This window comes from Staphylococcus sp. AC872 (assembly GCF_979255425.1).
This window is the reverse complement of sequence record NZ_CEEDKW010000004.1, coordinates 21,436-35,916: the sequence shown is the minus strand read 5'-3', so window position 1 is coordinate 35,916 and position 14,481 is coordinate 21,436. Positions and strand designations below refer to the sequence as shown.

Sequence of the window (14,481 nt, the reverse complement as noted above, 5' to 3'; positions counted from 1 at the left end):
ATTTCTAATTTCTAAAGAAAGAGAATGATTTTACAATATAAAAAGTCTCCATTTGAAAACAAATGAAGACCTTCACCCCGCTTTATTAACTTTTTGTTCTCTCTGATAATTTAATCGTACAGTAAATAATTAATATCACTAATAAAATCCAAATAACTAATGAGAATATTTGAGCGATATCTGGATTGGATACCATTGCATCAATCGTTTTTTGACAAACTAACAATCCTAATCCAGTAAACTCTAATTTTTTTAAATAGATTCCTGCAATACATAAAATAATACCGACAAAGAAAACAAATTGATGACCATACATGGATATTGGTATAATCGACCAATTGAAATGGAATCCTTGCATAATAATAAGTATCAACGCTATTGCGGCGATAACAAAACCGCCTATCATTTCGTATCGGTTACTATACAAATAATTCTTTTTATTGATTCGATGATAAATCAAAATGGATATTGGAAAAATCACTATGCAGTAAAACAAACTAATACCTGTAATCGCTTGAAATTGCACATATTGCTTGTCATATAAATATGAAATCAATATAAAATTAATAATAAAAAAGATGATAGGATTTAGTTCGAGTGCAAATAGATTACGCTGTATGATTAAAATAATTTGTGCTGGCGATTTTTCTCTATACTCTATGTAATCTTGATCTTTTGCTTCAGACTTTTGAATATCTATACGAAACTTTTCTTTAATATCATCTATAAGGTTTGGCGACATTCCCTTATGACTAAAGTAGTCATTAATATTTTCGAGTAGTACTTTATCATTTGTCCTCATGTTAAGCTCCTTTAATTACGCTTTCTAGATGCTTTGTTATCTTAACTTCAACTACGGCGTTCATTTTCTATCCGTATTTTACTTTCGAAATCCATCATAATTACTTTTTCTTTCTATCAATATAGCATTGTAACATAATTGAATTGCTATTTCTTTAACCTTCATTTTATTTTATATCAAAAAAAGAACCTTTATCCTATAAAATGATTTAATCTTGAAATCAATCATTTACACACAAAATAACCGACAAACATTTTGAGAGACTTAAAAAAGTAACTCAACATCAGTTTGTCGGCTATTCATATTTAAAAATGATTGATGACTTATTATTTACCTAAATCTACTCTATAAAGTTTAACATTTTTATCTTTAGGTGAATTTGAACTAAATTGATAGCTAGCATTTTTATCTTTGATATATCCAAAATTACCAGTGACATGATTATAGTGGACACGACTTGAAGCATTTGGACTTACACTACGTTTAACTGCATTATATGTTGGCCCATTAGCTTTATTATAAGTCATAGATACACGTGTCACATGACCTCTATCTTTTTTCCCATCTGCTGTTACTAATAATACACCTTTATTTGTTCTAAATTCATAGTAATGTTCTGAACCATTTTCATTATAAGAATAAATAGGATTGCTATATTTACCTAAGACGCTTTGCATTGATTCGCCTAATTTTACATTTTCTAATGATTGATCACCTTGTGTGATTTGTTGAACTGTTTGAATTGAATTACCAGTTGCTGCTTCAACGTGATTAACGTTTACTCCTGTGACAACTAGACCTGAAACAAGTAATGATGCCATTAACTTTTTCATAAGCACTCTCTCCTTTATATCAATATCTCTTTCTTGTGCTTAATCACAGTATACTACAAATATTACTAATATGACAACATCATTACAAAAATGTTACAAATTTTAATACTTAAGTCGTAGTTATCTATCAAACCTCAATCATTAATTATGATTTTTTCTAATTGGGCAATGGTCAGTAATAAATTGCGTTACATCCTCAATAAATCGTTGTTCTTCTTCTACAAATGGATATAAACTTGAAGTATTATATACTAAAAAGTCACCATGTTCGATTAAATCTACAACTTCTTTAGCTTCAAGTGTTGTCGTTCTTTCGCCGTATTCTCCTGCAATAATTAATGTAGGCGCCGCTACTTTTGAAAAAACATCGGAAATACCTGTTGATTTAAATACATCTTCTATTGCTTGAATTTCTTCTTTAGTTGAAATTGAATTTGTGTCTTCGACATGTTTTAAAAACTTGTTCATTTTACGTGGTTTGTAATATTTTTTATCATTTAAGAATTTCGATTGCTTTTCATCATCCCAGTTACGAATGGTATGGGCATATTTTCTAAACAAACGCTCTTCTGGTAGCTCTCCTTCAACTGACGTTGGATTAACAAATGTTAATGAAGATACATAGCCAGGATATCTTACTGATAAATCTGCAATAATCATGGCAGCCATTTCGTGTCCAATAAAAGCGGCTTGATCGATATATATAAAGTCTAGTAATGCGATAATATCATCCGCAAATTCTTGGAATGCGATATGTCTCGGTTTGTCAGAATACCCATGACCTCTTAAATCAATCAGTACCACTTGGAATGACTTCGCTAACTTTTTAGCTACGTCATTAAATACCGTATAATTATCGTAAGCAGTGTGAATCAACACAACTGGGTATCCTTCACCTAATGTATTGTAATGTAGTGTTGTACCATCATTTCTAGTAAATAAATCCATTAGATCGTTCTCCTTCTAAATTAAAATTCTTCGGCAAAATATCCAGTAATTCTTCAATCGTGGTAATGGTAAAATCAACTTCCTCTTCAAGCGGTTCTATTTCTGCATCTTCTTGTTTGAACCAAACACTTACCATTCCCATTGCACGTGCTGGTGCAACATCGTTTAAAGCATCGTCTCCAACATACATAATTTCATCTGCTTTGACATCTAATTGATCAATCATATCCTCAAATATCTTTGGGTGTGGTTTACGAAACCCTACAGTTTCAGATGTCGATAAATAATTAATGACATGCATGATACCTAATGAGTGTAGTCTAAATTGTTTAATTTTAGATTTACCATTTGCAATGACCCCAATAAGATAATCTGCTTTAGATAATCGTTCTAGTGTATATAACGTGTCATAATATGGAAATACATAACGATAAAAATGCATCTCAAAATCATTAAATAGGTCTTTCCAGGTTAAACGATCGATATGAAATTGTTTAATAATAGCTTTATATAAATCTGGCTTGTCATTGTCTTCATCATCATCTAACTCAATGAACTCATTCTTAAAATCAGCTAATTGTACATGTACAAAATAATCATGAAATCTTTCATATTGTTCTTCAATAAATTTCTCACGTGATTTTACTCTATCTAGCAATGTGCCTTCTAAATCGAATACAATTGCTTTTATATGACTCAAATCCATCTTTTTAACCTCTTCATCGTTTATTAATTCTTATTTTAGCAAATGAATGACATTAGCGTAATACTTTAGATTGCGATAATAAAATATAACATAATACCGGAATACCTAATAACGCCATAATAATACTAGCCGGCACTTGTATTGGATGTATCAAAATACTACCTATAAAATCAGCTAACGCCATCACTATTGCACCAATGATGATATTTAAAACCATTTGCATTCCGAGCTCAAAACGCCAATAATAACGTCGAATCAATTGAGGCACAATCATGCCAATGAAGCCAATAATGCCTACATAAGCGACTACAACAGCTGTGACAACAGAGGCTATGGTAAGTACCATAAAGGTCATACGTTGTACATTTAAACCTAACGATTGACCTTTCAACTCTCCTAGTTGCAATAATTTAATTGGACGTAATAATAATCCTAGCCCCATAACTGACAATGCCAATACAATGGCTATGATGATATCATTTTCAATTTCTGCAGAAGCAAAGCCGCCAAATAAATAATTCGCCACTGTATTTAACTTCTGCGGTTTTATCAATATCAATATATATAATAAAGCATTAAATAATGCCCCTATCATTAACCCAAGTAGAATCAATACACGGACAGGATAACCTGTAGATAACGTCATTGTTAGACTTAATACAATAATTAGCGTTATGAGGCTAAACCCTATAGAAAAGAATGGGATCCATAAAAAACTCAACCCTAAAAATAAGGCTAATCCTGAGCCAAACGTAGCACCACTGGCTAAACCCAATGTAAAACTATCTGCAAGTGGATTATTGAGTACCGTCTGAAACATTTGCCCAGCCAATGTTAATGTCGCTCCGGTAAGCAATGCTTCTAACACCCTAGATAGTCTTACTTTCAATAAAATCGTTTGGTTAAATGGATCAGACAGATCACCAATTTGCCACATTAAACTCATTAATATGGTGCCAATTAAAATCAATGTCCAAATTAAAATAACCTTTATCTTTTTCATAATACGCTCTTTTCTAATTACTTTTTCGTTATTGTGCCCATCATAACAAACTTTAAATCAAAAAAGTACTAGTCTCACATTGACATAGCTAACTGACATCGTTCATTTTAGATCTGCATCATGTGTACTAGTACTTTTAGAAATCATTATTTTTTATAAATAGCATCTCTTAGTTCTTTTAAACCATCGTCTATTCTTGGTCCAGGACGTGATATTTCATCACCATTAACTGTTGTAATACGATGATGTTTCACAGCATTCGTTTTATCAAAACCACCACGTTTTGCAATGATTTTTTCATATTCAGCCTGTGACTTTCCTTCCGTAGATATCAAAATATCTGGATTGTGTTTGACGATGCTTTCTTTACTGACTGATTTCCAACCATCAATATCTTCAAAGCTATTTTTAGCATTTAATTGTTTTAACATATCATCAAAGAATGTATGTTTACCGGCAGTGTATATTTCTGGTTGAGATGATACTTCCATAAATACTTTTGGTTGCTTATGATGTTTCGGAATTGATTGAACCACTTTGTCGACATTATCTTTAGTTTCTTTTACTAATTGATTGGCTTGCTTTTCACGATGGGTTAACTTCCCAATTGATTTAAACGTTTCATATGTTTCTTTCAGTGATTGTGCATCTTTAACGTAAACGACTTTAACACCCTCTTTTTTCAAAGCATCTAAAACCTTGCCCGAAGATGATTTTTGAGATTCGTGTGCTAATATTAAATCAGGTTTTGCCTTTAACAAGGCTTCTTTATTCAAATTCATCGCATCAAATTGCTTTTTCCCTTTTTTAACACTTTTAGGATAGTCATCGACGGTAGACACACCCACAATACGATTTCCAAGTCCAAGTTCATATAAAATTTCAGTATTACTTGGCATCAATGAAACAATGCGGTGATACGGCGTTTTACCTGTATTAGATTGATTTTTAGAACCTTTGTCTGATTGATGCTGATCATTTTGGCTGCATCCTGCAAGAATGATTACTAATGATATAATAATTAACCAGAAATTACGTTTCATGTTTACTCATTCCATTCATTTTTATTTTAATATGTATATTACTTCATTTTATCATATCAAATTCCACATATTTTTCATTAGCTTTTTAATCATTTTAAATTTTTTAATAAAAATATCCCATCACTATGCTTTATAGTAATAGGATATTCCAAGTATGCTAATTGATATTTTAATGTTATTTTTTAACCTTTTCTAATCATGATCTTCAAGTATAATTTTTTGGTCCCATTTCCCAAATTGATAATAGGCAAATGCAAATAAACTACTTATGATAAAACCTATACCCATGCCCATACCAATACCTGTTTGACCAAACATTTTTGAGAATACCTCTGTTAATGGAAAACGTAGTATCCAAAATGAAATAATATTTAACACTAACACTTGGTACATTGCTCCAGATGCCCTTACGATACCATTTAATACAAAATTCAATCCTAAAAATGGATAACAAAGCGCTACAATACGTAAATAGTGACTACCGAAATCAACAGCTTGTTGATCCTGAATAAAGAATTTAATAGCAAATTCAGCTACTACCATTACAACTAAAGCAATGCTAATCATAATAGCAAAATTATATAATGCTGATACTTTAGCTATTTGACGAACTCTCTTCCAATTACCGACACCTATATTCTGACCTGCCATACTATTCACTGCAGTTCCAAGTGCCATTGCCGGTAACATAATTAAACTGTCTAACCTTTGAGAAGCACTAAATCCTGCTACTGTATCACCACCAAATTGGGTAACCACACTAAGTATAGCAGCATTGCCACCTTGAATGACTGCCATCTGTAAGCCTGCGGGTATACCTAATTTCAAAATTAAGATGACTTCATCTTTTTGAGGCAGTTTAGGGACTGTAAAAGGAATAAGTTGATGCTTAAGTGAATGATATAAACTATACAGAAAAGCTAGGCCTTGTGATACGACTGTCGATAATGAGGCACCAACCATACCTAATTGAAAAACACCAATAAATAATGGCGCTAAAATAGCATTAAGTACTACTGCTAAAAATACAATACGCATGGGTGTCTTACTATCTCCAAGTGCGCGAGATACCGTATTTACAAAGTTATAACCAAATAAGAATAAAATACCTAAAAAACTAATTTGTAAATATGTCGTTGCTTGTCCTAATAAAGTAGCTGGCGTACCGATTAATAATAGTAAGTGTTTTGAAAATATGAATCCAATCACACCAAATATCAATGCCATCGACGTCATTACAACAACAAATGCATTTAAATATTGCTTAAGCCCCCTATAATCCTTTTTACCGTAATATTGAGATAATATCGTTAAAACTGCATTATTTAAACCTAAAATAAATGAAAGTATCGTTATTAAAATAGTAGTAGAAATCGCCACAGCGCCTAGCGCGTGAGCCCCTAATAAATTCCCAACCCATAAACTATCTATAATTTGAAACGAGGTTTGAAGTAGATTGGTTAACATGATGGGACCTGAGAACAAAACCAAACCTTTGAATATATTGCCATGTGTAAAATCACGTTGTTTACTCGGCATTCAGACAACCCCTTTGTATTTGTAACTTTTCATATATCAATTCATTTATGATATCTATTCCCATATATCATGTCAATTTAACCCATATGAGAAATTAAGCCATACAAAATAAAAAACTGCACTACAAGTAGACAAACTTGTAATGCAGTAGATTGAAGTTCATTTGATATCTTTTATGCTTCATACATGTGTTCTTTAGGATTTGGTCCATATTGGTTCGTACCTTTTTCACTGTCTTGAATACAATACACTAATGCCATAATTGAAATAACAATACTTCCAATGGCAAATATAATTGCCATAATTGCTAATACAATGATGACAACAATATTTAAATGCTCTAGTTGAGAAAACCATCCATAGTCATTTGCCATTTGATTTATCGGATTTAAAAGGGTTAATACTAAATAGATGACGGGTATCGTTTTACCTTTTCCAATATCATGAAATCGTCTTACCGAAATTGTAAACATCGGTACTGTAAAAATGAGATACACGATATAAAAGACTATGTCATAAATGATTTTCCCATGTTGAAGTGGTACTAATATTAACGATGCAATAATCGCAATCATTAATAAACAAATCATGTTAATTAAAACCGGCCACCAAAAATCTTTTCTTCGTGTCCTACCTTCTAATATCAATGCATTTTGCCAAAACGCTTTATAAGACCTTAACATTTTCTACCCCTTTCACAAAAATTTATTTCAATATCTATTATATAATTTATCAATTATCATTCAATATGACTAGAATTTTTCAATTAATTAAAAAACAAATTTACTTTAAAAGAACCAATACATTTTGGTCGTCTAATCATTTACAGATGATTCAAAATAAGTATCTAAAAATGTATAATGTGTACCATTCTTAATATTAAAGTAATTTTTACCGAAGTTATCTAACAATGCGTGGAATTCATTCGCATCTTGATTGGTAAATGTTGAAGGTAATTGTATTTCTTTTTTAAATTTATCGTAACTATCCGTATTCGCATAACCGAGTTTGGCATATAATCGTCTCGTGTAACTATCTGGGATAAACTCTACCCCACCAAAAATATACACGATCAATACATCCGCTGTTTCACTACCAATGCCTCGTATACTTAATAATTCTTTTCTAAGATCATCCCTATATTGTGTAACAATACGGTCATAATCAAAATGATGTTGATCTAACCATGAGAATAATGCAAGAATCGCTTTAGCCTTATTTTTATAGAAACCACTTGATTTAATCACCATTTGTAAGTTTTCTAATGGCATATTTAATATATATTTTGGGTTAAAATCCGTTGCTTCTTTTAATGATTGTAAAGCTAAATCAGCATTTCTCCAATTGGTATTTTGAACAAGGATTGCTCCTAACATCATTTCAATATTACTGTCTGCAGGCCACCAATGTTGGGGTCCCATGTTTTGATATAAAATGTTATATAATTCTTCTGTTTGTAACAAAATATCCCCCATTTACATAGTCATAAAAACACCCTTATAACTGTAGTAGCTATAAGGGTTTAATCACATTTTAAATTACATTGACTCTGGAGCAGATACGCCAACTAATGCTAATGCATTGTTTAAAGTAATTCTTACTGCTTCTACAAGCGCAATGTGAGCTTTTGTTTTTTCAATATCATCTGTTAATACTTTTTCAGCATTATAGAATTTATGGAAGTGTGACGCTAAATCTTGAATATAATTTGTCATACGATGTGGTGCTCTTGAGTCTGCTGCACTTTCAATTGTTGGTTCAAACTCTGCCACTTTTTTCAATAATTCAATTGCTTTTTCATTAGTGATTTTTGAAAAATCAACGTCCGTACTAATGTCTATACCTTGTTCTTTAGCTTGTTTTAAGATAGAACAAATACGTGCATGACCATATTGTGCATAATAAACTGGGTTATCTTGCGATTGTTCTTTCGCTAATTCCATATCAAAATCAAAGTGTGTATCAGGACTACGCATTGTTAAGAAATAACGTGCCGCATCGACACCGACTTCATCCATAATTTCACGTAATGTAATGGCATTACCTGTACGTTTACTCATTTTTACTTCTTCGCCATTTTGCATTAGACGTACCATTTGCATAATTTGAATTTCTAAACGATCACTATCTACACCAAATGTTTCAAGTGACGCTTTCAAACGGTTGATATAACCGTGATGGTCAGCACCCATTAAATCGATTAAAATATCATTACCACGTTGTACTTTATCAAAATGATAAGCGATGTCTGGTAAGAAATAAGTGTAATTGCCATCTTTTTTGATTAGTACTCTGTCTTTGTCATCTTTAAAATCTGATGTACGCAACCAAGTTGCACCATCCGCTTCATATGTGTAACCTAATTCATTCATTTTAGCTAACACTTCTTTAATTTCGCCTTTTTCATATAGAGACGTTTCACTAAACCAATTATCAAAATGCGTATTGAAGTCTGATAAATCTTTCTTCAATTTAGACATTTCATAATCTACACCAAGCTGTCTAAATGTCTTCAGACGTTCATCATCACTATAGTCTTTAATTTCCGGATGTTTGTCCGCTAAATCTTTACCGATTTCAACGATATCTTTACCATTATAGCCATCTTCTGGCATTTCATGACTGTCATCACCTAATGCTTCAAAGAAACGTGTTTCAATTGAACGTGCAAGATTTGAAATTTGGTTACCAGCATCATTAATATAATATTCACGTGTCACATGATAACCTGCTGCTATTAAAATGTTAGCTAATGTATCACCAACTGCCGCATTACGTGCATGACCAATGTGCAAGTCTCCTGTTGGATTAGCTGATACATATTCAAGTAAAATATTTTTATTTTTAGATTCTTCTGCTTTACCGAACTGATCGCCTTTTTGAATAGCCTCTGGAATAATATCTGTTAAATATTGGTTATCTAAATAAAAATTGATAAATCCTGGCCCAGCGATATCAACCTTTTTAACATGCGCTTTACTAGCATCTAAATGATCCACGATAGCTTGTGCAATCTCACGTGGATTACGTTTAGCTATTTTAGTAAGTACCATTGCAATATTCGTTGAATAGTCGCCATTTTTTACATCTTTAGGAATCTCTATTTTAATTTCTGGAATGTCATTTGCTAATTTAGCTTTTTTAATACTTGCTTCAATTTCTTCAACTAGCGTCTGTTTGACTTGTTCTATTATGTTCATTAGCCTAACTCCTTGTAATTTATTTCGTATTGGTATGAACCCATTTTCTCTTCATTTTGAAATAATTCGTAATGTACTTTCAGTTTACCACCATCTGGGGTAACAAAATGTAGAATACTTAACGTTTTAACATTTAACGGAATACGGCCTGCAGGTATATCATAAAATGTAGTTGTTTCAGCACCTTCTACAAAATGAAAGTTCATATTAATATCGCCTTTTCGAATCAATTTCACGCCATCTTCTTCTATTTTAATGGTTACGTTCACGTTGGCATCATCTATATGTTCAGTATATCTAATGATGTGAGATTGACGTTTGTGCCATGATCCTTCAGTAGTAAAATCAAACTTCTCTTTTTCGCCATTTTGTTTAATTATCTGTTTCGTTTGGATTTTAACATTATTTTCCAATTTACTACTCCCTTATCCTACACAATAATACATGATATTATAGCATAATTGCCCTATTGCTTGTAGTATTGGACAATTGAATTTATTAATAAATATAAAATGAGTGGATAAGCCAAAAATAGCTTATCCACTCATTTTATCCTATCTAGCCTCAATAACATCTTCTAATGATTCTATGTCAACAATATGGTTTTGATATTTGCGTTTTTCAAGTTGATACTTATAGAAATATACGCTGCCAAAAATCAATGCTGTCATGAATATTAATTTATTCATTTTTTTACCTCATATTCTATAATGATATTTATTTCTTTTTTTATATTATCATTATCACAACTATGAGTAAACACGATTTATCCACGCTTATTAATTATTGAAAGGCGCCGTCTTTATAGATCACTTTTTCCTTATTACCACCAATAAATTGATTGTAATTGTCATTTTGGAAGTCAGTTAACAACGCTTTAGATGTACCATATTTTAATATGCCACCGTCAGTAATGATTTGCATTTTTCTAAACAGCAAACCATCTTTAAGACGAATTTCTTTTAATGGCTCATAATCTAAAATATCAGCATCTTTAATTTCAAATGTTTTAAATGCAATGGTTAAACACGCCAACGTTTCTTCCCCTAAATAATAGACATGCAAATCTTCTTGCTTATGCTGCCCCACTAAAAGCCTACCTTTAACAAAGCTATGTTCCGGAAATTTCAACTCTAAAAAATCAATCAGTTCCTCTTCTTTTAATTTGAATTGCATAAACCCATCCCCTATTCTCTTTTTGATTGTATATCGATAATGATTACTTTAAAAAACTGGCTACTCATTTCTATATAGAAATGAGTAGCTTATTTATAGTTTTATGTAATTATTTATAAAATTTAAAGACCTGCTTGCGAAGCAATAATATAGCCTAATGTAAATCCAATTAATGCAAAAACAATTGCAGCAATGATAATAACTATACCATGTACTTTTTTACCTTTACTAATTGTTAAAGCACCAAAAACAACACCTGCTGGACCAAATATAATTGGCAGTATAATTAGTGATAACCCAGAAAAGACCCATCCAAGGATTATAAAAACTAACGCATTGTTATCTTTTTGTTGTTCAGACATATAATACCTCCTTATTTTTTTATTTAATTTAAATATACATTTTTTTGATGAATTTGTTAATACTTTCAAACATTTTATTAATATATTTCAAAAATAATACTTTAAATATTAATACCCTTATAAAAATAAGGTTACTTCTTCCTATATTTTTTATAAGGAAAAGTAACCTATAATATCAAATTAATACTAAGTTAAAGCTCTAATTGTTTAGATAAAATTCATTTACATTTACAATTGGGTTTATCCCAATGCCTTAAACAATGCTTCGGTAGAGTTATTCCACATTTCTTCATTATGATTTTGTAAAAATGTTTTTAATACTTTTTTATTGTCTTCACCAATATGGTCTATAATAATTTGATGTTTCATTGATTTATCCATCATATTAACGTGTTCTGGCATGCTCTTATAACCACGTCTTATACTTTTGTTTACTAATAAGTAACATGCTGTTACACCTGCATAGTAAGGGCCATTTTCGCCTCTTTCAGTTGTAACCCAACATAGCCAGTATTCTTTAGCTTCTTCGCCTTCTACTTCTGATTTATCTGTTATCCATTTTACACCTTTTTCAACTTTAGCACGGGCATGCATACCACCAATATCAACAAAGGCTTCTTGATTTTCAACATCTATAAAGACAGGCGCAATATTATCTAGACTGATTGAACCGATATTTGTACCTTTATGGCCATCTAATGGGTCATTTTTTATGATGTTAAAATTAAATCCTTTTTTCTCAGTCACCATCGGTACCTCCTCATACAATTTTCAACTGATTACTATATTAAATGAGCGATCACATTCTATCAAATCATTAATTTAATTCATTTAATAGATTAATAATAGAGCCTTTAATCATGTCATCTTCAATATTTAAAACTAATTCTTTTGGATAGTACAATTTATAGTCTTCTCTATTAATACCTGTAATACTATTTATCACTAGTGATTGATTACTTATTTCTCTTATCGTACCATCTCGTCTCAATAAATGAATCGGTTTACGATTGGAACCCGGTCTATCATAATCATAAGGCAAGTCTGAAAATGATTCGCTTACAAAATAATAATCTGGATTAATGCCACCCGATTCAAATAGTTCTTGAAGTTCAGAAATGGTAATAATTGAACCATCAAATGGAATATATTTAAATAAATCACGATTAATAAAACGACGTGATAAATCACTTAAAATCTCGTCATCTTCATCAATCCACTTTTTCAAATAATATAAGACAACCGCTTCGTCTAAATCTACATATTGTTGAATCGTCATTGTACCTTCAAAGAATGGAATAAAATCTTCAGGTGACTTTTTAAATTGATAACCTTCATTATATAATTGCTTTGCTCTTTTTAAACAATTATTAAGCAATACTTCTCCACCACGACTAACTGGATGGAAATAAATTTGCCAATACATTTGATAACGACTCATGATAAAATTTTCAACGGCATGCATGCCGCTTTCTTTTATTAACACTTCGTCTTTTGATGGGCGCATTAATCGTAATATACGTTCCATATCAAACGCACCATAAGACACGCCTGTAAAATACGCATCTCGTTGTAAATAGTCCATTCTATCAGCATCAATTTGAGATGATATCATAGAAATAACTAGTTTATTGTGATGTGTTTTATTAATCACATCTGCCACTTCTTGAGGAAATGTATCTGACACACGACTTAGCACTTCATTTACTTCAGTATCCCCGGTGATAATTGCCTGAGTAAATGCTTCGTGATCGGTATTGAAAATCTTTTCAAAGCTATGAGAAAAAGGTCCATGACCCAAATCATGTAACAATGCAGCACATAAAGCAAGAGGACGATCATTGTTATCCCACGCGTCACGACCTTCAAACGTTTCATCTATCATGCGGCGAACAATTTCATAAACGCCTAAAGAGTGACCAAAACGACTATGTTCAGCTGTATGAAAGGAAAGATATAATGTGCCAAGTTGCTTAATTCTACGTAATCGTTGAAATTCTTTTGTCTTAACTAAATCCCAAATCAACTGGTCTTTAACGTGGATATACCTATGTATAGGATCTTTAAATACCTTTTCCTCTGCTAATTTACTCGTTGTATACGATGATTGTGTCATGTAATACCTCCTTTTTATGTGAGACTTTCATCAATGTCTCTGTCTTTGATATATATTTATGACAAATGTCTTAGAACGTCTTTTTCATTAAAGCCAAATTCATAACTTCGCCATACATTTCAGGTTGATATGAGCGAACCGTTTCAAATCCTTGTTCATTATAGAAGTGAATGCCTTCATTATTTTGATTATCTACTTCTAAATAAACCGTATCATATTTTCCTTTAAATGCCTCTAACCCTTTTTCTAATAAATGTGTCCCATATCCTTTATGTTGTGATTCAGGATGTACATAATGTGCTGATAAATATAATTCTTCTCCATAAATAAAATTGGCAAAGCCAACAATTTCTTCATCTTCTTCGGCAACTAAAAATAGTTGTTCTTGCATGCGTTTCTTCAAATGTTCTTCATTATATGAAGCTGCTAATAATTCATTGATCGTACTTGCAGCATAAATATTTAAATACGTATTGTACCAAGCCTTTGTTGCGACATCTCTAATTGCTACCGCATCGGCACTTGTTGCTTCTCTAACTCTATACATGTATGTCTCCCCTAACAATTCCAAGTTATTAATAAATGTATTATATCACATATATATCCTATTCATTTAATAGAGTGAATTAAACGTTTTGTACTTATATATTTTTTAAAAGTATTTATGAAAACATCTATCATTTTTATAAATCGTTTTTTTAATGATGCCTCTACTGTTGAAACGACTCATAAAATATTAAGACCCCCCGATAC

17 protein-coding genes are annotated in these 14,481 nt (G+C 31.5%); all 17 read right to left on the bottom strand.

Annotated elements, in window-relative coordinates; translation table 11 throughout:
* Nucleotides 1-85: 85 nt before the first annotated feature.
* The 17 genes from ACZ267_RS07370 to ACZ267_RS07290 all read right to left on the bottom strand — a co-directional run bounded on the left by ACZ267_RS07370 (nt 86) and on the right by ACZ267_RS07290 (nt 14,275).
* On the bottom strand, nt 86-802 hold the full coding sequence (locus tag ACZ267_RS07370) for a hypothetical protein (protein ID WP_002465850.1): 717 nt from the start codon (nt 800-802) through the stop codon (nt 86-88).
* A gap of 326 nt (nt 803-1,128) precedes the next feature.
* The gene (locus ACZ267_RS07365) at nt 1,129-1,635 is read right to left on the bottom strand and encodes an SA0570 family protein (RefSeq protein ID WP_002465910.1); all 507 of its coding nucleotides are present in this window, start codon (nt 1,633-1,635) and stop codon (nt 1,129-1,131) included.
* A gap of 141 nt (nt 1,636-1,776) precedes the next feature.
* On the bottom strand, nt 1,777-2,583 hold the full coding sequence (locus ACZ267_RS07360) for an alpha/beta fold hydrolase (RefSeq protein WP_002465854.1): 807 nt from the start codon (nt 2,581-2,583) through the stop codon (nt 1,777-1,779).
* Nucleotides 2,567-3,289, bottom strand: coding sequence for an HAD family hydrolase (locus tag ACZ267_RS07355; protein WP_079449064.1), 723 nt, complete (start codon nt 3,287-3,289; stop codon nt 2,567-2,569). Before ACZ267_RS07355 ends, ACZ267_RS07360 begins: the two co-directional genes overlap by 17 nt.
* Before the next feature lie 52 nt (nt 3,290-3,341).
* Nucleotides 3,342-4,292: a FecCD family ABC transporter permease gene (locus ACZ267_RS07350; protein WP_002465860.1), complete on the bottom strand. Its 951-nt coding sequence runs from the start codon at nt 4,290-4,292 to the stop codon at nt 3,342-3,344.
* A 146-nt stretch (nt 4,293-4,438) separates the two neighbouring features.
* Entirely contained in the window at nt 4,439-5,335 is an 897-nt protein-coding gene (locus ACZ267_RS07345; protein WP_079449065.1) for an ABC transporter substrate-binding protein, read from the bottom strand.
* Between the two features lie 192 nt (nt 5,336-5,527).
* Nucleotides 5,528-6,874: an MATE family efflux transporter gene (locus ACZ267_RS07340; RefSeq protein WP_079449066.1), complete on the bottom strand. Its 1,347-nt coding sequence runs from the start codon at nt 6,872-6,874 to the stop codon at nt 5,528-5,530.
* A 173-nt stretch (nt 6,875-7,047) separates the two neighbouring features.
* A complete protein-coding gene (locus tag ACZ267_RS07335) occupies nt 7,048-7,557 on the bottom strand; it encodes a DUF805 domain-containing protein (protein ID WP_002465867.1) in 510 nt (169 codons plus the stop codon).
* Nucleotides 7,558-7,689: 132 nt separating this feature from the next.
* A complete protein-coding gene (locus ACZ267_RS07330; RefSeq protein ID WP_002465896.1) occupies nt 7,690-8,337 on the bottom strand; it encodes an endonuclease III domain-containing protein in 648 nt (215 codons plus the stop codon).
* Nucleotides 8,338-8,412: 75 nt separating this feature from the next.
* On the bottom strand, nt 8,413-10,074 hold the full coding sequence (argS, locus tag ACZ267_RS07325) for an arginine--tRNA ligase (RefSeq protein WP_002465906.1): 1,662 nt from the start codon (nt 10,072-10,074) through the stop codon (nt 8,413-8,415).
* Nucleotides 10,074-10,487, bottom strand: coding sequence for a YwiB family protein (locus ACZ267_RS07320; RefSeq protein WP_002451067.1), 414 nt, complete (start codon nt 10,485-10,487; stop codon nt 10,074-10,076). The genes argS and ACZ267_RS07320 overlap by 1 nt, the downstream gene beginning before the upstream one ends.
* A 141-nt stretch (nt 10,488-10,628) precedes the next feature.
* Nucleotides 10,629-10,763 carry a hypothetical protein gene (locus tag ACZ267_RS07315; RefSeq protein ID WP_019235799.1) on the bottom strand — a complete coding sequence of 45 codons (135 nt, stop codon included), beginning with the start codon at nt 10,761-10,763 and terminating at the stop codon, nt 10,629-10,631.
* Nucleotides 10,764-10,857: 94 nt separating this feature from the next.
* Nucleotides 10,858-11,250: a hypothetical protein gene (locus tag ACZ267_RS07310; RefSeq protein WP_002465907.1), complete on the bottom strand. Its 393-nt coding sequence runs from the start codon at nt 11,248-11,250 to the stop codon at nt 10,858-10,860.
* A gap of 122 nt (nt 11,251-11,372) precedes the next feature.
* Entirely contained in the window at nt 11,373-11,612 is a 240-nt protein-coding gene (locus tag ACZ267_RS07305) for a hypothetical protein (RefSeq protein WP_002465897.1), read from the bottom strand.
* A gap of 240 nt (nt 11,613-11,852) precedes the next feature.
* Entirely contained in the window at nt 11,853-12,362 is a 510-nt protein-coding gene (locus tag ACZ267_RS07300; protein WP_002465872.1) for a YwhD family protein, read from the bottom strand.
* Nucleotides 12,363-12,429: 67 nt separating this feature from the next.
* Nucleotides 12,430-13,728, bottom strand: a complete 1,299-nt coding sequence (locus ACZ267_RS07295) for an HD domain-containing protein (protein ID WP_002465861.1) — start codon at nt 13,726-13,728, stop codon at nt 12,430-12,432.
* A gap of 70 nt (nt 13,729-13,798) precedes the next feature.
* On the bottom strand, nt 13,799-14,275 hold the full coding sequence (locus ACZ267_RS07290; protein ID WP_015365332.1) for a GNAT family N-acetyltransferase: 477 nt from the start codon (nt 14,273-14,275) through the stop codon (nt 13,799-13,801).
* Nucleotides 14,276-14,481 lie beyond the last annotated feature (206 nt).